At 58.4% G+C, this 20281-nt stretch carries 24 protein-coding genes and 2 tRNA genes; 3 read left to right on the top strand and 23 right to left on the bottom strand.

Annotated features, from left to right (window positions below):
* Positions 1–102: 102 nt before the first annotated feature.
* The 13 genes from BFN67_RS01785 to nusG all read right to left on the bottom strand — a co-directional run bounded on the left by BFN67_RS01785 (position 103) and on the right by nusG (position 12266).
* Positions 103–861 (bottom strand): polysaccharide biosynthesis/export family protein, encoded by a 759-nt coding sequence (locus tag BFN67_RS01785; RefSeq protein ID WP_080917852.1) that lies wholly within the window; start codon positions 859–861, stop codon positions 103–105.
* Complete coding sequence (locus BFN67_RS01780) at positions 858–1676, bottom strand: tyrosine-protein phosphatase (protein WP_080917851.1); 819 nt, start codon at positions 1674–1676, stop codon at positions 858–860. Before BFN67_RS01780 ends, BFN67_RS01785 begins: the two co-directional genes overlap by 4 nt.
* Positions 1677–1934: 258 nt before the next feature.
* Positions 1935–2447: a hypothetical protein gene (locus BFN67_RS01775; protein WP_139788982.1), complete on the bottom strand. Its 513-nt coding sequence runs from the start codon at positions 2445–2447 to the stop codon at positions 1935–1937.
* Positions 2448–2537: 90 nt separating this feature from the next.
* Positions 2538–3002: a hypothetical protein gene (locus tag BFN67_RS01770; protein ID WP_080917849.1), complete on the bottom strand. Its 465-nt coding sequence runs from the start codon at positions 3000–3002 to the stop codon at positions 2538–2540.
* 6 nt (positions 3003–3008) lie between these two features.
* A complete protein-coding gene (locus BFN67_RS01765) occupies positions 3009–4136 on the bottom strand; it encodes a glycosyltransferase family 4 protein (RefSeq protein ID WP_080917848.1) in 1128 nt (375 codons plus the stop codon).
* A gap of 136 nt (positions 4137–4272) precedes the next feature.
* Positions 4273–5334, bottom strand: a complete 1062-nt coding sequence (locus BFN67_RS01760; RefSeq protein ID WP_158083459.1) for an EpsG family protein — start codon at positions 5332–5334, stop codon at positions 4273–4275.
* A gap of 25 nt (positions 5335–5359) precedes the next feature.
* Positions 5360–6490, bottom strand: coding sequence for a glycosyltransferase family 4 protein (locus BFN67_RS01755; RefSeq protein WP_204842112.1), 1131 nt, complete (start codon positions 6488–6490; stop codon positions 5360–5362).
* A complete protein-coding gene (locus tag BFN67_RS01750; RefSeq protein WP_080917845.1) occupies positions 6487–7695 on the bottom strand; it encodes a glycosyltransferase in 1209 nt (402 codons plus the stop codon). The genes BFN67_RS01755 and BFN67_RS01750 overlap by 4 nt, the downstream gene beginning before the upstream one ends.
* Positions 7696–7885: 190 nt before the next feature.
* The gene (locus BFN67_RS25160; protein ID WP_425349730.1) at positions 7886–8209 is read right to left on the bottom strand and encodes an acyltransferase; all 324 of its coding nucleotides are present in this window, start codon (positions 8207–8209) and stop codon (positions 7886–7888) included.
* 280 nt (positions 8210–8489) lie between these two features.
* Positions 8490–9773 carry a lipopolysaccharide biosynthesis protein gene (locus tag BFN67_RS01740; protein ID WP_139788980.1) on the bottom strand — a complete coding sequence of 428 codons (1284 nt, stop codon included), beginning with the start codon at positions 9771–9773 and terminating at the stop codon, positions 8490–8492.
* Between the two features lie 79 nt (positions 9774–9852).
* Complete coding sequence (locus BFN67_RS01735; RefSeq protein WP_245295124.1) at positions 9853–11166, bottom strand: sugar transferase; 1314 nt, start codon at positions 11164–11166, stop codon at positions 9853–9855.
* Entirely contained in the window at positions 11163–11609 is a 447-nt protein-coding gene (locus BFN67_RS01730; RefSeq protein WP_080917842.1) for a VanZ family protein, read from the bottom strand. The genes BFN67_RS01735 and BFN67_RS01730 overlap by 4 nt, the downstream gene beginning before the upstream one ends.
* 138 nt (positions 11610–11747) lie before the next feature.
* Entirely contained in the window at positions 11748–12266 is a 519-nt protein-coding gene (gene nusG / locus BFN67_RS01725) for a transcription termination/antitermination protein NusG (protein WP_245295123.1), read from the bottom strand.
* 547 nt (positions 12267–12813) lie between these two features.
* Here nusG and BFN67_RS01720 point away from each other — a divergent pair.
* Positions 12814–12890, top strand: a tRNA-Pro gene (locus tag BFN67_RS01720).
* A gap of 206 nt (positions 12891–13096) precedes the next feature.
* On the opposite strand, the gene BFN67_RS24260 is transcribed toward BFN67_RS01720, so the two are convergent.
* Both BFN67_RS24260 and BFN67_RS24255 read right to left on the bottom strand, forming a co-directional pair.
* Positions 13097–13172 (bottom strand) — tRNA-OTHER (locus BFN67_RS24260).
* 7 nt (positions 13173–13179) lie between these two features.
* Positions 13180–13344, bottom strand: coding sequence for a hypothetical protein (locus BFN67_RS24255; protein WP_158083457.1), 165 nt, complete (start codon positions 13342–13344; stop codon positions 13180–13182).
* A gap of 352 nt (positions 13345–13696) precedes the next feature.
* On the opposite strand from BFN67_RS24255, the gene BFN67_RS01710 reads away from it, so the two are divergent.
* Both BFN67_RS01710 and BFN67_RS01705 read left to right on the top strand, forming a co-directional pair.
* Entirely contained in the window at positions 13697–13933 is a 237-nt protein-coding gene (locus BFN67_RS01710) for a helix-turn-helix domain-containing protein (RefSeq protein WP_080917839.1), read from the top strand.
* Between the two features lie 65 nt (positions 13934–13998).
* Positions 13999–14490 carry a hypothetical protein gene (locus BFN67_RS01705; RefSeq protein ID WP_139788979.1) on the top strand — a complete coding sequence of 164 codons (492 nt, stop codon included), beginning with the start codon at positions 13999–14001 and terminating at the stop codon, positions 14488–14490.
* 199 nt (positions 14491–14689) lie between these two features.
* Here the strand turns inward: BFN67_RS01705 and BFN67_RS23810 are convergent, their stop codons facing one another.
* The 8 genes from BFN67_RS23810 to BFN67_RS01670 form a co-directional block, all read right to left on the bottom strand.
* Positions 14690–14872, bottom strand: coding sequence for a hypothetical protein (locus tag BFN67_RS23810; RefSeq protein ID WP_139788978.1), 183 nt, complete (start codon positions 14870–14872; stop codon positions 14690–14692).
* Positions 14865–15719 carry a hypothetical protein gene (locus tag BFN67_RS01700; RefSeq protein WP_080917837.1) on the bottom strand — a complete coding sequence of 285 codons (855 nt, stop codon included), beginning with the start codon at positions 15717–15719 and terminating at the stop codon, positions 14865–14867. The genes BFN67_RS23810 and BFN67_RS01700 overlap by 8 nt, the downstream gene beginning before the upstream one ends.
* Before the next feature lie 125 nt (positions 15720–15844).
* Positions 15845–16354, bottom strand: coding sequence for a GTA-gp10 family protein (locus BFN67_RS01695; protein WP_080917836.1), 510 nt, complete (start codon positions 16352–16354; stop codon positions 15845–15847).
* Positions 16354–17019, bottom strand: a complete 666-nt coding sequence (locus BFN67_RS01690) for a hypothetical protein (RefSeq protein WP_139788976.1) — start codon at positions 17017–17019, stop codon at positions 16354–16356. The genes BFN67_RS01695 and BFN67_RS01690 overlap by 1 nt, the downstream gene beginning before the upstream one ends.
* Positions 17020–17033: 14 nt before the next feature.
* Entirely contained in the window at positions 17034–18719 is a 1686-nt protein-coding gene (locus BFN67_RS01685) for a tape measure protein (RefSeq protein WP_080917834.1), read from the bottom strand.
* Positions 18709–19008 (bottom strand): hypothetical protein, encoded by a 300-nt coding sequence (locus BFN67_RS01680; protein WP_080917833.1) that lies wholly within the window; start codon positions 19006–19008, stop codon positions 18709–18711. Before BFN67_RS01680 ends, BFN67_RS01685 begins: the two co-directional genes overlap by 11 nt.
* Complete coding sequence (locus BFN67_RS01675; protein ID WP_080917832.1) at positions 19005–19526, bottom strand: HK97-gp10 family putative phage morphogenesis protein; 522 nt, start codon at positions 19524–19526, stop codon at positions 19005–19007. The genes BFN67_RS01680 and BFN67_RS01675 overlap by 4 nt, the downstream gene beginning before the upstream one ends.
* 314 nt (positions 19527–19840) lie before the next feature.
* A complete protein-coding gene (locus BFN67_RS01670; protein ID WP_080917831.1) occupies positions 19841–20083 on the bottom strand; it encodes a cold-shock protein in 243 nt (80 codons plus the stop codon).
* Positions 20084–20281: the final 198 nt, after the last annotated feature.

Genomic DNA, 20281 nt, shown 5'->3' with positions numbered 1-20281 from the left:
TCCCAATTTCTTTCACTCGACGGCATCATTCCAGAAGCGCCACACATGGCATTGCCAGCCACCGCTCCGGCACCGCTCACCGGCCCGCCTTGGCGAGAACGCCTATGGGATCACCGCCAACCGGCTGGCATTGACGGCAACCCCCAAAGCCTCTTTCAGATTGTTGATCGCGACCCGGCTTTCGGACGTGAACACCATGACCGTATCGCCACCATAAATGCGCGGGTTGACGAGCCGGCCACTGCGAATTTTCTCAACACTGTAGTTGGCCACCAGCTTGCGACCGCCGACATCGCGGTAGACATAAACCTTGTTCTGGTCGGCGATATCGCGAAAGCCTCCGGCTAAGGCGATGGCATCGAGCAATGTCGTCCCGGCAGTGACCGGATAAAGGCCCGCTTTGCGAACCTCGCCATCGATCGTCACACGCTGCCCCGCCGAGTCCTTCAAGAACACGGTAATGTCGGGCGATTGCAGGTAGGATTTGCCATAGGCTTTCTCCAATTCCTGCTCCAGTTGACGCACGGATTTGCCCGCGGCTTGCACGACCCCGATCAGCGGCAACGAAATGCGGCCCGACGCATCCACCTGCACCGTCTTGTTGAGCGACTCGGCCTGGAAGACGCTGATCTCAAGGACATCGTTCGGCGACAGCAACTGCTCGGTGCCGCCCTCTGTGCCAAGCGGTGGCGGCAGCGTCTTTACCAGCCGCAGGCTGCCGTCCGCCGTCGATGTCGCGCCCGATCGCAGAGACAATACGTCCGAAGGCGCGGCACCCGTATTGGCGGTGCTGGTGCAGCCGGCAAGCAGCCAAAGACATGCCACGAGTGCCGGAAGAACACTGCTGAGTGCCTTCGTCATGATGCGCTCCCCAAAATGCGATGCACGACGCGCCAGGCAAACCCGTCACTGGTAACCCGCCGGCGTGTTCCGGCCCGTCTTCCCGATCCGGTCAGAGCCGCCGGCTCCGCATTGGCGAGGATTGCCGCGGGACGCTCGACGAACATTTGTTCCGCCTGCTCGTCGCCGACCAGTTCGGCAACGGTCTGGTAGGCATTTGCCATGAGCGGCTTGCGCCACGTCGTCCCATGGGCGTCGCTGGCAAAGAAACTGATCAAATCTTCCTTCAGCATTCTATGAGCCAGTTCGCTGGCCGCAGGCCCGAATGCGCCGAGAATGGAGCCGGCGGTCACCTGCATCGGGCAACCGCTGTCGGCAAGGCGCCGGATCATCTCGAAATGTCGCCCCACCCACAGCAGCCGCTCCGGATGCGTGATAATGGGCACAAAGCCGGCTTCGAGAAGCCGGTCCACGAAATCCTCCAGCTTCGGCGGCAGGATCTCATGAGGCGGCTCCAGCAGGAAATAACGCGAATTGTTCAAGGTGGGCACATCACCGCTGCCCAACCGTTCGATGAGATCGGGTGCCAGATGAACATCCGCGCCGCAGAACAGCCTCAACGGAATATCTTGCGCATCGAGCACCGCCTGCAAGGCATGCAGCGCCGGTATGATCGTCTCACTGGAGTTCGGATATTTGCCGGGGAAGATGTGGGGCGTGCAGGCCATTTGCGTCGTGCCGTCAGCCACCGCCATGCGTGCCATTTCCACTGACGTAGCCACATCGGGAGCGCCGTCGTCCAGCCCCGACAGAATATGGGAATGAAGGTCGATCACCCGAAACAGTCCACATGCGGGATGTATCGGCCGCCAGCCAAGATGCGATCAAAACCCGCTTCCGCCTCAACCATATGGCTGAGGGCGATTACCGCGGAGAGAGGGAAACCTGGAAGATGAGTGGCCAATCCGGACCCAATCACATTGTCGGATATTAGGCGGCTACGGCGAGAGACCACTCGCGCGTGCCTGATTCAGAGGAACCACGACGCCTTCGGCTTATTGCCAATTCCGCTTGGCCGCCTGCTGGCTACAAGCCTATTTACTCACCGAATTATTGTCGTCGGCTATGGCTATGGCCGCATTACCAGCCGCGATGCCGCCAAAAATGGTGGCCGGAGTCACAAAACCACCGCTCCCGCCGGCAGCAGCCGTCGTCGACCCGCCAGCCGCACCGGGTGCCTGTTGATTGACGGCAAGACAAAGCTGCCCGCCCTGCGGCCTGACCTGAACGATCGTATTGGCGCGCAAATGCAGGGTGCAATTGTTGCCGAAGCTGACGGTTGATGTCGATTGTGGGCCGACAATCACGGAATTGCCAGCCTGAAGCAGCATGTTGGATTGCGCCGGAACCGACCCGTTCGCCTGGGAGACAAACACGTTTCCGCTGGCACTCTGGACCAGGCCGGCAGTGCCGGCAGCAACCATGCACCCGCACTCTGCTGATTGAGCATAAGCACTACTCAGGCCCGCCACGCTCCCCGCGACGGCGAGTGCAAAGCCCAACAGTACCGATGAACCACCCATCACCTTGGAAACAGCCCACATCATATATCTCTCATTTAGATTTCTACCATCAATAGCATGATACGTCATACTACTCAACCATAGGTTATATAACCTTTTTCGCACTTATATGCCTCAACAGGCGTGATACACACCTCCAGATTGCGCCGGCAGGTCGCACAAATAACCAGAATCGGAGAGCTTTCGGGCGATGTCCGATCCGTCCTTCGTGCGGCACTGCGCCACGATCGCGCCATCGAAACTCGGAGCGGCCCGGCCGTCGCAGGGCGTGCCACCGCCGACCTGCACGCACTCGACTTCGGTGCCCTGAAACCTCCGCCGGGCCTGCTCGCGCACCAGCGGCTCCATGGAGGCCGGCTTGGCGTATAAAACACCGCACAGCATCATCTTGCGCCCATGAACCCGCAGGTCCGTCATGGTGCGGATATCGAGCCTGCCGCTGAATTCGAGGGCAGGTTTTGCCGCAGCAAACCCGCGCTGCCCCGCCTCGCGATGGCTGCGCCCTACCAGCAGATAAAGCATCAGCGTCGCGAAACAGAGCGAGGCAAGAACAAGAAGCGTCAGCTTTCGCAGCGTCATGGCCGGTCAGCCGGCTTTCGGCACCGCCTGACGGACAGCTTCCAGGCAGGATTTGATGACCAGCCGCTCGTCGAACTCGCGCTCGGCCTTGAGTCGGCTTTGCCGGCCCATCTCGGCTCTTTGTTCCTGGGACAATTCAACGAACCGCATCATCTTGCCCGTAAGATCGCCGGCATCGCGAGCTTTACAGAGCCAGCCATTGATACCATCGTCCACGACAGTGCGGCATCCCGGCGTATCCGTCGTGATCAGCGGCCTGCCCATCGCCGCCCCTTCCAGCAGGCTGCGCGGCGTGCCTTCCGGATAATAGGAAGGCAATACGACACAGTCGGCGGCGGCGATATGCGGCCGCACATCGTCGGTCACGCCGAGATATTCGGCAATACCTTCGCGAACCCAGCTTTCCATCGTCTTGCGTGGGATGGCGGAGCGGTTTTCGACATCGAGAAAGCCAAGCAGGCGGAAGCGCGCCCGCGGAACCCGCGCCCTCACCTGCCGCGCGGCCTCGACGTATTCACCAACGCCTTTGTCCCACAGCATGCGCGCAATGAGAATGAAAACAGGCCCGTCCTCGCTTGGGACTGAGAAAGCCGGCGCAAAACGGACAAGATCGACGCCGGAGCCCGGCAGCAACCGTGCCTGCGCCGCATGCGCCAGCCCGGAACGGAGGAAAAGGCCACGATCGTCGGGATTTTGAAAAAACACACAAGCCGAGCGGGCGAGCGCCACGCGATAGAGCAGCTTGACCGTGCGGTTCAACCAGCCCTGGCGCGAGAAGGCTACCCCAAGCCCGGCGATGTTGTTAATGGCCGGAATAGTCAAACCGCGCGCGGCCAGCGAACCATAAACATTCGGCTTGATGGTCCAGCCGAAAAAGACGTTTGGCCGTTCACGCCGCATCAGCCGCAGATAGCGCAGGAACAGCACCGCATCCCTGAACGGGTTGGTGCCCTTATTGTCCATGGCGAGCGGGATATGACGACAGCCGAGCCTCGCCAGCCGCTCGGTGTAGGTGTCAACCGGACACGCCACCACGACATCGCATCCCTCTTTCACCAAGGCTCGGATCAGCCCTGAGCGAAAATTCACGATGCTCCAGGAGGTGTTGCTGGAAAGGAGGATCTTGCACCGCATTGGTGTGGCAATAGCGGCATGACCCTGCAACGACTGAGAGGCATCCATTCTCAGGTTCACTTTGCGGATTGGGAGTGTGATTATCGAGGTGGTGAGGCCGGTTCAACCAACATGGCCAACCAGCAGGATGAGCGCGTTATGAAAGCAGGGGGTAGAGTTGGTAGGGCAACCAATCCACCGCATGAGAGGCAAAATTTAACCAGACGAACTGAATCGCCGCCGAATAGAGCACGACCCCAAGAGTGATGACATTGATCCCCTTGCCGGCCGAAGGAAACGCATCGGGCAGCCGCGCCAGAACAAAAATTTGCAAAGGAATAAGATAAAGCCCCAAACGATCAACAACCGTCGAAGACGATGAAATGGCAAGCAGGCCGACCATTCCAAGTGCCGCCCACGCCATATTGGTCCATAGTCTTCGCTCGCTCTCACGTAGAGGGAAGCGCCACCGGCAGAACAGGAAAATCGCTGCCGGCAGCGCGTTCATCGCCGTGCGGATCATAGCACCCTGAGAATCAAGATCGGCTTTGACGTAGTTGGTCACGAGCCTGTCGAGGCTGTCTTCGAGAAAAAGATAGTAAAATAGGATCGTCGCCACGCCGACCCAGGCAGCAGTCCACAGGCGTCCCCGCCTGGAAGCAAGAGCTGCGAGTGGCACCAGCACAACGGCAGTCTTATGAAATGTCGCCGCCAATGCGATCCAAAATACGAATTTCATATTCGACTGGTCTCGTGTCAGCGCGACCAGCCCCAGTAACGTCAGCCCGATAGCCACGCTCTGGCGGCTGTAATTCATCGCGACCACGATAATCAGGTAAGGAACGGCAACGAGCAAAGCCAGCCATGGACGCGGCTGGATTCGGACGAATGCAACAAGACCCCAGGCGAAGATCAGCCCACAAGCGATGTTGACTATCCAGATTTCATAGAACGTTCGCGCGACGAACCAGTTGAGAAGCATGTAACCGGGGTCGCTGCGCGCCATCACCACACTGAAAGGAAAGTAATGGGCAATGTCGAGAAAACGAATGTAAGCCCCCCAATCGGTGCCCACCTGATAGCGAAAGCCGATCATGCCGGTAACCAGCAGCGTGAAACCAAGATAGCGTGACGAATGTTGTATTCGACCAAGCCGCCTCGGTTGCTCCTGCAGGGCGGCGAGTGCCGGCACAGCGAACAGAATCCAGTAAGGCAGCATGGTTATGCCGTCGCCAGTGCGCCGCTCATGCCGCGTCCCACACCTGCCGGTAGCGCGACACCATCCCGTCGAGCGAGAATTCGCTGACGATCCTTTGACGCGCCGCATATTGCCGGGCGCACCAACGCGGCGCATCCTGCAATTCGTCGAGTGCATCGGCGATTGCCTCAGCCAACGCGGTCGAGTTCTTCGGCGGCACCACCCAGCCGATATCGCCGACAATCAAACCCGCATCGCCGACATCGGTCACCACGCAGGGCGTACCACAGCCCATGGCCTCGGCCACGACATTTGGGAAGGCTTCGCTGTAGGATGACAAAATATGCAAGTCCAACGCATTCATGACGGCGGGGACGTCTGCCCGCCTCCCCAGAAGATGAATTTTGTCGGGACCGCCTGATGATTGCAGCAACCGGCCAAGCGCTGCATTATTCTCATCGCATTCATTGCCGACCAGAACCAGATGCAGCCCAGGATGCTTCGCGCGCAGGATCGCAGTGGCGCGGATGAGATTGGCGTGATCCTTTTGCGGGTCCCATCTGCCAACCAATCCGATAACGCTGGCCTCAGCGGGAATGCCGATTTCCCGTCGCACACGTGTGCGCGAACCGGCATCGGGCGAAAACACGGAAATATCATAACCGTTTGGAACGACTTCAAATTTGCGTGCGTCATAGCCACTAGCGACATGAACTTGACGCGCCCCGTTCGCGCAGGCAATGATCGCCTTGGGCATCCAATACGAAAGCCGGGCGCAGAGCCAATCGACAATGCGCGTGCTACGCCCCGTCGTGCCCGGCACCAGGGTGGTGTGGTGAATGCCCCAGACCACGCGCCGGCAACCGACCAGACGCGCGACAACGCCACCGACAAGATTCGCATGATACATCCATGTCTGTACCACATCGGGTCGCTCACGCCGCAATAGGCGGTAAAGCCGCGCCAGTCCGCGCAATGTGAGCCGTCCCTTCGGCATGCCGAGGGCGTGGACGGTCACGCCGGCCGCTTGCAGCATCGGTCCATATTTACCGGTATCGCCAAGCGACACTACGGCATGCCGCGCCCCCGATCTGTCGGCGGTGAGAAGGCGATACAACACCGCTTCCGCGCCACCATCAGAAAGACCGGTGATGATGTGGATGATTGTCAACGTCACTGCGAAGATGGCAACCTGTACTCGGTAGATGAAACGGCTGCCCGCAGATCGCCAAAAGTAGACATTTCGGATCTGATCCGATAGGCTTGCAGTGTTTCGAGAACTGCTCGCGCGCGAGATTCCCAGCTATGCTGTTCTCTCACATCCATGATTTCTGCCTGCTTGGCCGCCACTAGCTTGCGATCATCGCGAAGCCGCTTTAGCAGCGCAGCCAATTCATTCTCTGTGCGAACGGCCCAGCCAAGGCCATCACGTTCAACGGTGTCGCCCATCTCGCAATCAGCATTGGTGACGATGGGTAGGCCCCAGCCGATTGCTTCTCCTTGCTTCACCGGCATGGCAAAACGCAGATACTCTCCCATTCGCCGCCACATGATGAATACGTCAGCTTCCCGATAATGCTGCTCGAGTTGCGCACCACTGTGATGCACGACGTCAACGTTGCGCAATTTGCCATAACGGGCGCGGACTTTCAGCCAATCCATTTCACGGCAACAGAGTGTAAGTCTGACTCCGCCCATAACCTCAATGGCACGAAGCATAGGATCAATGTCATATTGCTCTCCACCAACACCGCCGACATAAAAGAGGCGCAAGGGCTGATCCGCTTTTATAGAACGCATCATTTGCTGCAATTTTCCGCCAGGCGGCAGCGCGGATACACCGGCTCTTCCGCGCACAAACGGAATATAGTCCTTCATCCGCATGGAAGGCAGAAATACATGATCGACATGCCGCGCGATCTGCCAAGCCTCCAGCCAGTAAAATGCCAATGCAGGCTTTTTGTAGAACGGCAGGCGTCGAGATAAATGCGGGAAACGCCAATAGACATCGCGATAAAACACACTCACTGGCGCACCCATGTCCCGCAAGCGGGTAAATTGCCTGAAATCTTGGGATGGAGCGCGGGGCACGCGGTCCGGGTCGGCGAGCGCAATCGGCAATGTGCTGAATTCAGAATAAACTCCGAAAATCGACTGTCCCGACGACAGGGTGGCCGCCCATTTATCTTGCCGCTGCCGTGAATCTCCATCGATTACTGCGACCTTAACGCCAAGATCCCGGAAAGCACGCAGCATGGCCGCCGGCCGAACTGCGCTGCCAGAAATGGGATCGAGCGCAATTGGCAGCGGTGAATGGAAAATCAGTGCCTGGTTACCAATCTCCCCCGACCAATCAATTCCATGATGTTCAGGCTCAATCACGTGCTTATTGGTTCCTGTCCTGTAAACGTGCCGAAGCTACTGCGATGAGCGGATGCGCAGATCGTGTCTGAGTGAAATATCACTCGCACTCGAACCACACATGATAGGAATTGAGGCCAAAGCGTCCGCTGCGGACACTCCCATAGCGGGTGCGCAGTTTGTCAACGAGCGCCCGACGAGAACAGAACTGTTATAATCTCGCCGCCTCGGATGTATCGTTCTTCCGGGAAATAACGCGGACAAGCTTCGCCGGGACTCCCGCTATTACACAGTTTCCTTCTGGAAATGATTTCGTCACAATCGATCCCGCCCCCACGACTGTGCCCCGTCCCAAGATAACGCCAGGGAGAACTATGCTATTCATCCCAATCCAGCATTTCTCCCCGATCTCGACGTCTTCTGAAGGAAGATGTTTATCGAGATTCTCAGGATCGTGATTAGATGTAATTATTCCGACGTTCGGAGCAATATAGCACCCACGTCCGAGCCGAATCGTTCCAGAAAAATTCTGCATATACACGCCCGGACTCTGGAAATTATTCAGGTCATCCGGATGAAACTCGATTCTTTTCCCGTTGGAAATTCGGCAAGTCAGCCCAACTGGAAAGGGCATCGGCCTATCAAGCCGCAAGATGTTTCGTTGCCATATCGCCCGTAAACTCCAGATATATCCATCGAGCGAGTCGGCAAAATGACGCCCAACAAGGTAACGCCGATCAAAGAATAATATTAAAAAAAATATTATTATAGGAGAAATGAATACAATGGCGATTTTTATATATTCTTTCATAATACTAATTAATAATATTTAGCAATTTTAATCTGGAAGATATAATAAAGATCACAAGGCAGACGCCATAGAAAATTGCGGACGCGCCTATCATCGCGCCGATCATCAAGCCGCCGCCGGACTGCGCAGCGATGCTCACTGCTCCGATACGCACGATCGCGCCAAAAAGCGTCAACACCAGCATCGCCCGCTGGCGGCCCACTACATACATCACCAGCGACACGGGAGAGGATATGAATTGCAGCGCCATCCATGGCACCATCCAGGCCACGATTTCGCCGGCGCGGCTCCACTCGGCGCCGAAGACGATGGGAAACAGGATCGGTGCAAGCACTCCAGCCAGGATGAGCGGTCCCATGCCCAGTACGACGAGCTTGCGCATCGTCGATAGAGTGAAATCGGCCAGACGCCCGGCGCGAAATTCCTCCGGCGCGCGTGAGACATAGACCTGCGAGATGGAGGAACCGAGGAGCTTCATTGGCGCGGCCATCACCTGTTGGGCCAGCAGAAGAAAGCCCGCCTCCGATGGAGAAAATGCCGCGATGATCAAAATCGGCACCTGTGCTCCGGCCATGTTGACCAGCGCCTCCGGCGCGGAATAGAGCGGAAAGCGGCGGTAGGCTGCAAAGGCCTTGACAAGCCCCCGGCATGACACGCCGGCCAGAGCTGTGCGGTCTTCGCGCAGGGCATCGATCCCCAGGCGGAATCCGCCGGCGCTGGCGTTCAGCAAATTGCCAAGCATCAGGCCAAGGGGCGCGACGCCAGCCCAACCGAGGGCAAGCATGGTCGAGACGCCGGCTGCGGCCTGGGTAATACGCGTCATGGCGATGCTGCCGAAACGGCGCGCGCGCGTGGCCCAGAATTGCAAAGCCGAATAGCTGCCCGACAGAAACACGCCAAGCGGGACGAGCCATAGCCAGGGAGCCAGCGCTGGCTGGCCCAGAAGGCCGGCGATCCGCTCCGCCGCCAAAAGAACTGCGATCAGCCCAAGCAAAGCCGTGCCAATGGCAATCAGCAGCGCCAGAACGAGAAGGTGCGCTGCGTCGCTGTCGTCCCCTGCAACGGGGATAGCCACGTCGAAACGCAGGCAGGCAATGGCCGAAATCATGGTTACCGTGCCGAGGTAGACGGCCAGCAATGCAAAGTCCTGCGGTGAATAAAGCCGTGTCACGAAGGGCATCGCCGCAAGCGTGATCACGCGCCCGCCGACCGTTCCGGTTACCAGGCGCAGGACATCGCGCACCATGTCGTTGCCGGTCAGCCTGGCAAGGCGGGCCTGCAGGGTCATTCCGAGGCGGCGTCCTGGACGGCGTTGATCCAACAGGGCCTCTTGCGAAAGATGTGGATGCAGCGGCAAACGATGACGCCTACTTCGCCCCGAAGCCGGTCAGCATGGTTCGGATCGTGCGCAACGCCACCACCAGATCGAGCCAGGGCGAGAAATTCTTGATGTAGTAGAAGTCGTAATAGAGCTTCTCATGGGCCTTATCGAGCCCGTTGACGTGGCCCTGATTGACCTGCGCCCAGCCGGTGACGCCCGGATGGACAATATAGCGGTAGCGGTAGAACGGCAGTTCCACTTCGTACCAGCGCGACAGGACAGCCGGCTCCGGCCTTGGGCCGATCCAGCTCATCTCGCCGCGCAGGATGTTGATCGCCTGCGGCAGTTCATCCAGCCGCGTGCGGCGCAAAAAGCGGCCGAGGCGGGTGATGCGCGGGTCGCCCTCATGCGTGACCGCCTTCTCCTTGTCGGAAATGCCGCGCTTGTCCTCGGCCTGCATGGTGCGGAACTTGTAGAGCGTGAAGGTCTTGCCGCGATAACCCATGCGCTCCTGGCGAAACAGTGCAGGTCCAGGCGATTCAAGTCGGATCGCCAAGGCTATGATCAAAAGCAGCGGTGCGGCCAGAACGAGGACGACCAGCGCGCCCAGCCGGTCGATCGTCTGCTTCACGCTGAAATAAACCTGGTTGGGATTGAGCGAGCCAAGCGTGTTTTCCGAAAGATGCTCGATCGCCACCCGGCCCGTCAGCGATTCAAGCGTCTGCTTGACATTATAGACCGGCAGGCCAGCCAGCACGCAGCCGGTTATGAAGCGCTCCCATGCTTCGGGAAGATCGGCCCGCAGATCCGCGACAACACCCTGCACCCGCCCCAGCCTGGCATCCGGTGACGCCAGGTGCTCCCATACGACGCCCTTGACCTGCATCAAGCGCTCAACATCGCCTTGCGGGATCATCGCCAGGCGATAAGGCTCCAGCCGGCGGATGAACACGCTCAGGCCGAAATACCACGACGAGGAAATGAGGAACGAAGCCCCCGCCTGAAAGCGGCTATAGTCAAGACGCAGGAAGAAGATGAGAAGAAACACCAGCCCGTAGCTGATCGCAAACGCCGGCAATATCGTGCTGAAAGTGGCAACACCGGGAAAAACATCCAGCCTTTTGTAGATCATGTAGCCGACGAGATGTGCGGCCACACCGGCCATGATGGTGACTTGCACGGTAATCACGACAGCGCCCTGCCAATCGATCGCCAGACGTATGAAAAAAGGCAGCCCCACGGCGGCAAGCATCCCGCCCAGAAGCTGATAACGCAGCCGAAGGAGCGGATGCCGCATATTGCCCGCCGGCCGCTCATCCGCGACGGATGACACAAGCCCCGTCATGCCGGGATGGCTCACAGTGCGTTACCTTGCACGACGAATGCCCGCCTTCGTGCCAGAATGCGCCGCACCACCGCCGAAAGCGCCCAGCCGAAGACAACTCCGGCCGTACTCGCCACCCAATCCAAAAGGCTGGCTTCGTGCAGCGAATCAATCAACTGCGCGAGTTCCAGAAGCCCCGCCGACAGGATCAGGCCGACGACGACGATCCAGGTCCGATTCCACGCGAGTAATCCGGCAAAACTCAGCCAGCAGAACGCGACCACATGTTCCGCGAGATCGAAGCGGATCGGCAGAATATTCCTGGCCGGCTCCGGGAACGTGCTCAACAAGCCGAACCAGAGGATCAGCCCCGCTCCTCCGGCGAAAGCGACGATCGGGACATGCCGCCGCGCACGCGGGAACTCCCACGCCGAGGCGCCACGACAAAGCCACGGCGACGAGGCCGCGTCACCCGTCACGGCTCGCGGACAATGTCTTGCTTGCGCTATTTGCAGGCCCCGCCCAACGAAAGTCGTCCACGCTACCGCACACCGGGTGCAGCGGCACCCAGCGTCAAACAATGCTGCAAGCGCGAGGTCGCGCCTGCCTCCACCTGCTCAGGCAGGCAGCAGATTCTCGGCCGTCGTGCGCACCGGCACATGCGTGGCCAGAAACTCCAGAAGAACGGTCACCCGACCCCTATCATCGAGGGCAGCGAGATTTCCGATCTGTCTGGCAAAAGGCCCGGCCACCAGTTCAACCCGGTCGCCGATCCGCAATCCGCCGCTGAAATCGACGATACCCCCGGCGTCGGCCCTTGCCCTCAGCGCATCGACGAAACCACTCTCGACGATCGCCGGGCTTTCACCGCTCGTGATGATGCCGACCGCCCCGAATGTGCCGTTGACGGATCGCCAACGCACCGCCGACAGAGCCTCCAGAAAGAGATAGCCGGGAAACAACGGTATCGTACGCACGGATATCTGACGCGCATGCCGAACGGTCCGGCGCATCTGAGGCAGAAACACCGCAAAGCCCTGGTTTCGAAGATTGCGCGCAGCCAAAACCTCTTTTCGAGGTTTCGTGGCAACAACAAACCACTTTGCAATATCGTCAAGGTTGAGCGATTCCGACATTTGGCTCGACTGCCGCCTCAGATCCCGCCTTGCCGGCATTCGCGAAATCTGACCCGGTTTGCCATTCCTGATGCCCCGCGCATGTTGCAGCCATGTCCGCTACGGCAAAGAACCCTTTCGGCCTTCATACCGACTAAGGGATCACATGGCATCAAATCGAAATCAATCATAAGTTGCTCTATCTGACATATTTATCAATAATATCAACATACAATGTCGACATCTAGAGTTTTATGTCACGCTAATTCAACTTATAGTTTAGTTGATTTCATACCATTTTGATCTTGTCAATGATTCAATCCAGGCGATCTGGCGCGGGCACTTTGTGACAAGGCTGCCGGAGCAATGCAGGATGGGATTCGAGCAGGACGAGGATTCTGGATCAAACTGGCGGGACGAGGCTGCCTCATCTACGAACGCGCCGGGAACGTGCGTGACCATTTCAACGCGGTTCTGGTCAATTCAGCACAAATGATCGGCTTCTGTTCTTCAGGCAGGATTTTGGTCTTGCACTCAAAGCCTTGTTCTTCTAAGGCTTTGCGCGGTCCGGAGTGTAGCGCAGCCCGGTAGCGCACTTGACTGGGGGTCAAGGGGTCGTCGGTTCGAATCCGGCCACTCCGACCATTAAAAACAAAGACTTAGCCGATTCCCCCAGAATGGCTATAAAGTTTTTAGCCACATTGTAGCCAGTATATAGCTAGAACCTCTGCCGCATCGCTGCAACAGGGGTTCATTGCGGGCCGGTGGTGCAGGGTGTGCCCAATTTTGGGCATACCCTCGACCCTAGCCAGCGCGGCGCGGGTGGTGACCCCGGCTGGTGCGCTGGATGATGGAGCCCGCGGCCAGATTCGAACTGGCGTGATCCTCTACGGTTGGCGCTTTAGAAGAGCGCACCGATACGCGGGCAATCTCGTTACCGACCCTCAATCATGTCGGTGTAGATGCGAACCGACTCTAGAAGCAGTTCCCGCATCTTCCCTTCCGCATAGGGAAGCCGCAGCAATGCGACCTGGCGGCGCACTTTGAGAAAAACTGGATCGCGGAAATCCTCGGCCTTCAAGTACGGATGGTTGGCCATGGCGATCACCCTAACACGGGATCAAGCGATACGTGCCAACCCACTCCTCCCCGTCAGCTTCGCGCCAATGAACGAGCCAGCGCCCGTTGCTATCGAAGATAGCCCGAACGGCAGAGCGCTTGCCGGGGTTGCATTCCCTGCATGTGCAGTTGCCGGTGTCACGCTCGCCAAGGCCGGTGCACTCGACGCAGGGCAGGCGTTTGGCGGTTTTCCTGTTTTTGGCGGTGACGGAGGTAGTCATGTACTTTGGCTCCTTAACGAAAAACGTTTACGATTCTTGTAAAGCGTGAATTTTACACGATGTCAACGGTTTTCGTTTGTGCTACACGATTTTCGGAGCAATGGAGCCAACATGACAATCACGGCAGAACAATCGAGGGCGGCACGTGGTCTGCTGGATTGGTCGCAAATGCGGCTTGGAGTGGCATCGCATCTGAGCGAAAGCACCATACGGGATTTCGAGAAGGGTCGCCGGATCCCCTCAGTTAACAACCTCGCCGCCATCCGAGTCGCCCTCGAATCAGCCGGCGTCCTGTTCATCGACCAAAATGGCAACGGGCCGGGCGTGAGGCTGCGGGATCGAAGCTGATTTATCAGCGTCCTAACGTTCTAGCTGAAGGTAGGGCCGGATATACGCGTGGGGGGCTAGCACCGATGACTGAAAACGAAAAAACATACGACCTACGGATACGCGCTGCCGAGCGCGCGCACGATTCTCGTCGCAATGCGCTTGAGCAGACAGGTGGACAAGTGCTTGCATTTTCCAACGGAGCTATGCGAGCGCCAGCTTTAGTGGCGGCTGGTGGCGTTGCCGCTGCTTTAGGCTTCTACAGCGCTAACTACTCGCGATTGTCCAGTTCGCCGGGGAACCTAGCCACGTTCAACGATATTCTCTTTTGGCTGTTTTGCAGCTTGCTTTTGACCGTCATTGCACCCGGCCTCGCGTATTTCAGTCAGATATTTTTCTCAGAAGCCATGTCTGAAGAGGAGTATTGTTGGGAGGTTCCATTCGTTAGGGACACGCCAAAATCTAAGCGGTGGCGACTAGCCGGAAACATTGTCCGCTGGATGGCGATCCTCTCTGTAACGACATCGATTTGTTGCCTCGCGATTGGTGGCGTCAGGTTCCTAGCGCTTGTGAAGTAATGCCACTCCGCACATTCTCCGCAGTTCCGAACCCTGACAAGCTTCGACTTGACACCAGTCAATGTTCTTGTATTGTTCTCGCACTGCCTTGCCTGCAGTAAGGCCCGACCGTCTCCCCGCCAACCCCCAAGCCTAACGGTCGGGCCGCCCTCTTTTTAAATGACTTCAAGAGGCCATGACGGTGGGAACGATCGTTCCATCAACTGTGCCAACAAGAATTCTTGAGCAGATAATTATGCTCGCGCTCGTCTTCGGTCGGAAAGGGTGAATGTTGCTCGTACATCAGGCGTTGCGCGTCGTCCTGAGATACAACGAGAGGCGAGTCGTTATCAGGCTTACCAATCACTTCACGCTCTGGTCGAAGCTGCTCTCTGTCAGACATGGTCGGTCTCCTGGTTGAGCTGTGGTGGATAATAATGCTTTCGCCTTATCCATCGGAAACGTTCAAATCGGGTAACCGTTGCAATATCGATATCACCGGAAACGTACTCTGGAACTGCGCGAAAGCGAAACACCTTCTTCGTCATATCAGCAAGAAAATCGGCGAGGTCAATCGCATCTTGGATTGGCATAAGGGGATGAGCTAAAGGGAGGTGGAGCGCGGCCGGCAGATTAGCATAGAGTTTTGGATGAGATTCTGGTGTGATGTCGTTCTCCTTTAGAATGCTGTCCAGCCGCCAACCAAAACCGTTTATCAACCGTAGTATCGGGTCTGGCTGTCCGCCGCACCAAACTCCCGCCGTATCTGAATTCGCCACTAGGATTGGTTGATTGGGTACGCCCTTGAAGACTGAAATCTTCCAAAGTTCGGGTGTTTCCTCGCCGTCGGAATACCCGCCAATCCAGAGCTCGAACCCACCGGTAATTGCACCATCCGCCGCTTCATTTGCCTTTTTGAAGCGGTTTTCTATGAAAAAGTCATGAGCCATCTCCGCAACAGTGCTCATCTTATAGCCCGGACCTAAAGGCGTTTCACCAGTGTCGGAAATCATTGATCGAAACTCTTTAGCTAGCGTAGCAATCGACGCTTTTCCAAAGTTACCAATACCGCATGTCATCGCCATGATGGGATGAGTACGGTGGATCTGAAACAGCTTGTTTCCATAACGATAGACTTGCTGTATCGGATTTCCGTCTTGGTCCAGTTTCCCAGATCCATCCATGGATGTGGCGCTATCCGAAGCAAATACCATGCATTCGTTGACCTTTACGCACACACATACGGTCATCTGCCTCCCCCTTTTGGCGCGAATCGCACTGGCCACCCTGGAATTATCTACCCAGCTTTCATTAACTGACGCAATCAGCCTCTCATTCCATCGACTATCCGCAACGTTGCCCCGACCTTCGTATCTCACCTGGCATCCTGCCTAATCCACTCCCACAACTCATCTTTTTCCACCTCGGACAGCCCGCCGCCCTTCGACGAAAACGCTTCCACGGCCGCCAGGAACTCCCACAGCGCCATTGCGTCGACGTCAGCCGGCCGTAGGCCCATGGCGAAGCCGGAGCGGTACGCGGACTTCCGGTTGAACGGCTCACCCTCGCCACCGCCCTTTGCGGATGGTGCCTCTAGCGCATTCGCGATGATCGCAACCGCAAGCGCCACAGCGGCATGAACCTGCCCACCAGACTGGCGCGTCCGGTCGATCACAGCGCAAGCGTCCGCAAGCGACACGCCGGCGCCAAGTAGGCCGTGGAATAGAACGGCCTCTAGTTGCTCGATGCGCGTCTTCCCGGCAAGCATGTCGCTGAGAACGTCCCATGCGGGGCGGCCGCATTCATCTTCGATGGCGAACAGCCCGGCTAAGGGAAGGCGGAACACAGCCCGCCTCCCAAGCCAGTCGGCAACTACGGGGCGCATTATGCCGCCTCGGCAAGGTCACCGCGAAACGGATCGATCTTCTCGCCTATGATGTCGGGCCAGGTCCGCAGCCGCTCCACAGTAATGCCGGACGCCGTGACCGTCGTCAGGTCCACATGGCCGCCTATGCCGTGAATCGCGGGCAAGTCTGGCCTTGCCGGGTTTATGTCGCTCACGCGGCGCATCCGCTCGAATAGCTCAACACCGCAAGATCGTAGGCCGGCGCTGAGATCGAGGCCCGCCGGATCGATGGGTGCGCCACCTCCCCACTCGCGGCCAACGTCGTAAAGCTTGAAAGGCTCGAGCCAGTCCAAGCCGTAGGCGTTAGCATTCGACGCATAGAGCAACATCGGGCCGCGTGTTTCACTGATGGTTGCCACCAGCATCTCGATCATCGCCGGTTCCGATTCGGTCGCGGCCGCCTTATCGGCCAGCTTGTCCAGCGCCTTGGTAATCCCATCAATCGTGTTGTCGACGCTGCCGATCATATCGGTGAGCAGGAAGGCGTAGGCCACAAGCTCGACTGCCTTCGCCGCACCGCGCCCGGTGATCGCCATCGGTATTTTGTCCGAATACCAAACTTTGCGCCTGATGGCGGTCAGCGTGCCGTCATCTTCGTACACGGCCCCATCGGTCAATAGTTCAATCTTGTCGTCATGGGCCAATGCATAAAACGCGCTCACCGAGTGCCTCCAATGTTGAGTGTGAATGTCGATCCAAGGATGGCGCCGCCGCTGCCACCGATCCCAAAAAGCTGATCGAGGCCGGAATTAAGCAGCCGACTGCCCAGTTGCTTCAGAGCGTCAGACAACACGTCGCTGGCGTCCTTACCCTCAAGCAAGCCGCCAACGAGCGTGCCGGCAAAGTCTCGCGCGGCCTGTTGCGCATCTTCAGCCGATTGCCTGATCTTGCCTTGCGCTTCCGCCAACCGGTCGGCCTCTGCGCTGGCGCTGGCATAGGCGTCAGCGGCGTTCTCGATCTCGGCCGCAAGTTGCGGTGTGATCGCCTTGCCCGCCTTCTGGGCAGCGGTGAGGAGTTCCTGCTTGCTCCTGGCTTTTTCGATCGCATAGCCGTAATCGTCGACCAGTGGATTGATGCCCAGCATGGCCGCCGTCTCGGCCTGAATGGCGGCGGTGCGCTCCTTTATCTGCTCAATTTCACGAGCGTAATCGTCCTGTCGAGCGCGACCGCCACGTCCGCCTTTGCCGCTGCTGCTTGGCAGGGCATAGTCCGCCAGCGAGATCGGTTTGGTGACCGTACCGTTGTTGACGGTGACCTCAGCAGGCTTCCTATCGCCCTTTGGTGCTGCGGTGCCCGCAAACGCGCCGTCGATGCGGTCCTGAATCCGACCAGGACCAATGTACGGTTTCGCCCCGTATGACTCGCCGATTTTCGCCAGACCGGTTGCCTGCCCCAAGTCGGCCGCCGCCTGGATAGTCGCATCCACCGCCTTGTTGATCCATCCGACAAAGCCAGCAATTGGGCCATCGCCAACTCCGGTGAACACGCCGCCGATCTCCTGGATCGCCTGCGTCAATGGCCCGTTCAGAAAGTTTGCGAGGATCTGGCTGGCATCGGTGGAGTCATTGATGCGGGTGGCGGTGTCGACCAACACGTTCTGTAGGCGCACGAAGGCCCCGGAAACGGTTTGCTCCGCGCCGGCAAGGCGCTGGTCAATTACGCCCGCACCAGCCTGTATGCCGTCAAAGAACGCCTTGCTGGATACCTGCCCGGACTTTACCAGCGCGGTGAGTTTCGCAACCGAGCCGCCAGCTTCCTTGATGCCGGCCGCCGCAGCCTGCAGGATGCCGGGCATTCCGTCGATCAAAGAATTATATTCTTCGGCCTGAATCTTGCCGCCGCCAAGCGCCTGCGAAAGCTGTAAAAGCGCGCCGGATGCCTGGGCTGCATCACCGCCAGACAGTTTGATGGCCTTGCCGACCGTATCGACGAGGCCGACGATCTGCGCGGAGGTAACCCCTAATTCCTTCTGCGCCAAAGACACGCGGCTATAGAGCGTCACCAAGCCTTCGATTGGCGCCTGATTTTTTTGGGCGGATGCGAAAAGCCGATCATAGACCTTGGTTAGTTCATCACCCGACAGGCCAGCAGCCTTGAGCGCGTTCTGGATCTTGGTCGCGCTGTCCAGCAGCCCCTTCACCGCATTCGCACTGAACCCGGCTGCGATGCCGCCCAGAAGGCCGCGTCCGAGCCCGACATTGAACTCGCGCGATATGCCACCAAGTGAGGAACGAAGGCGACGGCCAAGCCCGTCAGCCTGGCGCTGAACCTGCTGCACGCCCTTTTGAAAGTTTGCGCTATTCAGCCCAAGGTCGACGTAAATGCCGCCAATATTATTTGCCATTCGTTGCAGCCCTTACCGTATCGAAATAGCCTCGAAGGGCGCCGCCAATCTCGGCTGCGGTGGCGTCGATACCGTGCTCGTCGATCAATCTGCCGGCTTCGTGTTCGTCGATGTACAATACCGGGAAGTTCGGCCAACGGGCGGTGGCAAGGCCAGCCGCAAGCAGCGCCCGTAGCGTCGACAGCGCCGGACCCTCCTTTGCTTCCAGTTCGGTGATGATCTCGACGAATGGCTTTCCAAGCGCCCGCTCAGCGGCGCATATGGCGTTCGCGTTAATTTTGAGGTTCATTTGATACCTTTCTTCGCCGCACGCGCTGCAATGCGCTTGGCGGATTTTTCCATTTCGATTTTCAGGTCGGCCGCGATATCTCGTGGCACGGTCCGTTCGCCTTGCCTCAGCGCCGGCCCCATGAAGGGTTGGCGAGGATAATTGCGATTGCTCGTGCCAAACTCGACAAAAATTGCGTGCGGTGCCGTTGCTTGTACCCGGACCAGGGCGGATGCCCCGCGGCCTGCGGCGGCACGGTTGGCTGCGCGTGCCGCGGACACCGCATCTGCATCCGACGCCCCGCCACGTTTGGCCTTTCCATAAGCCGCTTTGCCCGCGTTGCTGCGGATTACCTTCGTGCCGATGGACCTTTTGAGGTCGCCTTCATCGACTGGCGCGAGCATTTTGGCGTCCTCGACAATCGGCTTGGCGGCCCGCTTGAGCGCGCGTTCGAGGATGCCGCGCTGTGTGGATTTCTTGAATTGTTCGAGATTTCGCTTCAGGTCGGCGAGCCCCTCGATTTTGAATGCGGTTGCCATGTGTCTCCTATGAAAAAGCCCGCGCGATGGCGGGCATGGTGACTTTAGGCGTCGGATGCGACCCCCATATTTTCAATTGCGGATGCGCGCGCGTTGGGGCCTAACCGGTGTGGGGTCAACGCATGCCTACACTTTCGGATACCCCCGGCCTGTCGCTGCTCCACCACCTGTGGCCGCCGCCGTCCGACTGCGCAGCAAGGTCGCGGAGGCTACGGACGATCTCTGACTTATCGACGTGGAAGCGCTCTGGATCGGTATGGCTGGGGAACAGGAACTGCACTGCTAGAGCGATGCGCTCAAGCTCCGCAACGAGATCACCCGAACACACGCGCGACCTCTTCTTCCTCGGCCGTCACAAGACGCAGGTTGACTGCTTTGGTGCGACCATCGACGCCAAGCTCTAGGCCGTAGCGATAGCGCGCACCGTGTTCCGGTGATCGCCGGTCGGGTATTGCTGAGACGTGCACGAACACGCCACGGCCATCAGGCTCCGCGTCATCCGTTATCCGACCGAAGCCGCGATCTTCATTCCAAAATTGAAAGGTGCCAATTGGCATTGTTTGTCCTGTCTTTCTATGACTGTCCGGGGAAAGAAAAGCCGACGCCCGAAGGCGCCGGCAATAGCTGTACGGGAACCGCTCGCGCGGCTGGATTATGCCCGGATCAGCTGAGGTGCGCTGCGGCAGTGATTATGACTCATGTTGGGCGGCACCACTGCGCGCTTGTAGGCTTGCGCTTTAAGCCCAAGGAAGCCG

This window comes from Manganibacter manganicus (assembly GCF_002075885.1).
GTDB lineage: Bacteria > Pseudomonadota > Alphaproteobacteria > Rhizobiales > Rhizobiaceae > Mesorhizobium > Mesorhizobium manganicum.
Note: the sequence above shows the minus strand (reverse complement) of the source record. Positions and strands in the feature narration are given on the sequence as shown.

Excerpts from the sequence above, each read along its gene's own strand:
- BFN67_RS01785 (WP_080917852.1), bottom strand. The coding sequence starts at position 861 with ATGACGAAGGCACTCAGCAGTGTTCTTCCGGCACTCGTGGCATGTCTT.
- BFN67_RS01775 (WP_139788982.1), bottom strand. The coding sequence starts at position 2,447 with ATGATGTGGGCTGTTTCCAAGGTGATGGGTGGTTCATCGGTACTGTTG.
- BFN67_RS01770 (WP_080917849.1), bottom strand. The coding sequence starts at position 3,002 with ATGACGCTGCGAAAGCTGACGCTTCTTGTTCTTGCCTCGCTCTGTTTC.
- BFN67_RS01765 (WP_080917848.1), bottom strand. The coding sequence starts at position 4,136 with ATGCGGTGCAAGATCCTCCTTTCCAGCAACACCTCCTGGAGCATCGTG.
- BFN67_RS01760 (WP_158083459.1), bottom strand. The coding sequence starts at position 5,334 with ATGCTGCCTTACTGGATTCTGTTCGCTGTGCCGGCACTCGCCGCCCTG.
- BFN67_RS25160 (WP_425349730.1), bottom strand. The coding sequence starts at position 8,209 with ATGCAGAATTTTTCTGGAACGATTCGGCTCGGACGTGGGTGCTATATT.
- BFN67_RS01740 (WP_139788980.1), bottom strand. The coding sequence starts at position 9,773 with ATGACCCTGCAGGCCCGCCTTGCCAGGCTGACCGGCAACGACATGGTG.
- nusG (WP_245295123.1), bottom strand. The coding sequence starts at position 12,266 with ATGTCGGAATCGCTCAACCTTGACGATATTGCAAAGTGGTTTGTTGTT.
- BFN67_RS24255 (WP_158083457.1), bottom strand. The coding sequence starts at position 13,344 with ATGGCCAACCATCCGTACTTGAAGGCCGAGGATTTCCGCGATCCAGTT.
- BFN67_RS01710 (WP_080917839.1), top strand. The coding sequence starts at position 13,697 with ATGACAATCACGGCAGAACAATCGAGGGCGGCACGTGGTCTGCTGGAT.
- BFN67_RS01705 (WP_139788979.1), top strand. The coding sequence starts at position 13,999 with ATGACTGAAAACGAAAAAACATACGACCTACGGATACGCGCTGCCGAG.
- BFN67_RS23810 (WP_139788978.1), bottom strand. The coding sequence starts at position 14,872 with ATGTCTGACAGAGAGCAGCTTCGACCAGAGCGTGAAGTGATTGGTAAG.
- BFN67_RS01700 (WP_080917837.1), bottom strand. The coding sequence starts at position 15,719 with ATGACCGTATGTGTGTGCGTAAAGGTCAACGAATGCATGGTATTTGCT.
- BFN67_RS01695 (WP_080917836.1), bottom strand. The coding sequence starts at position 16,354 with ATGCGCCCCGTAGTTGCCGACTGGCTTGGGAGGCGGGCTGTGTTCCGC.
- BFN67_RS01685 (WP_080917834.1), bottom strand. The coding sequence starts at position 18,719 with ATGGCAAATAATATTGGCGGCATTTACGTCGACCTTGGGCTGAATAGC.
- BFN67_RS01680 (WP_080917833.1), bottom strand. The coding sequence starts at position 19,008 with ATGAACCTCAAAATTAACGCGAACGCCATATGCGCCGCTGAGCGGGCG.
- BFN67_RS01675 (WP_080917832.1), bottom strand. The coding sequence starts at position 19,526 with ATGGCAACCGCATTCAAAATCGAGGGGCTCGCCGACCTGAAGCGAAAT.
- BFN67_RS01670 (WP_080917831.1), bottom strand. The coding sequence starts at position 20,083 with ATGCCAATTGGCACCTTTCAATTTTGGAATGAAGATCGCGGCTTCGGT.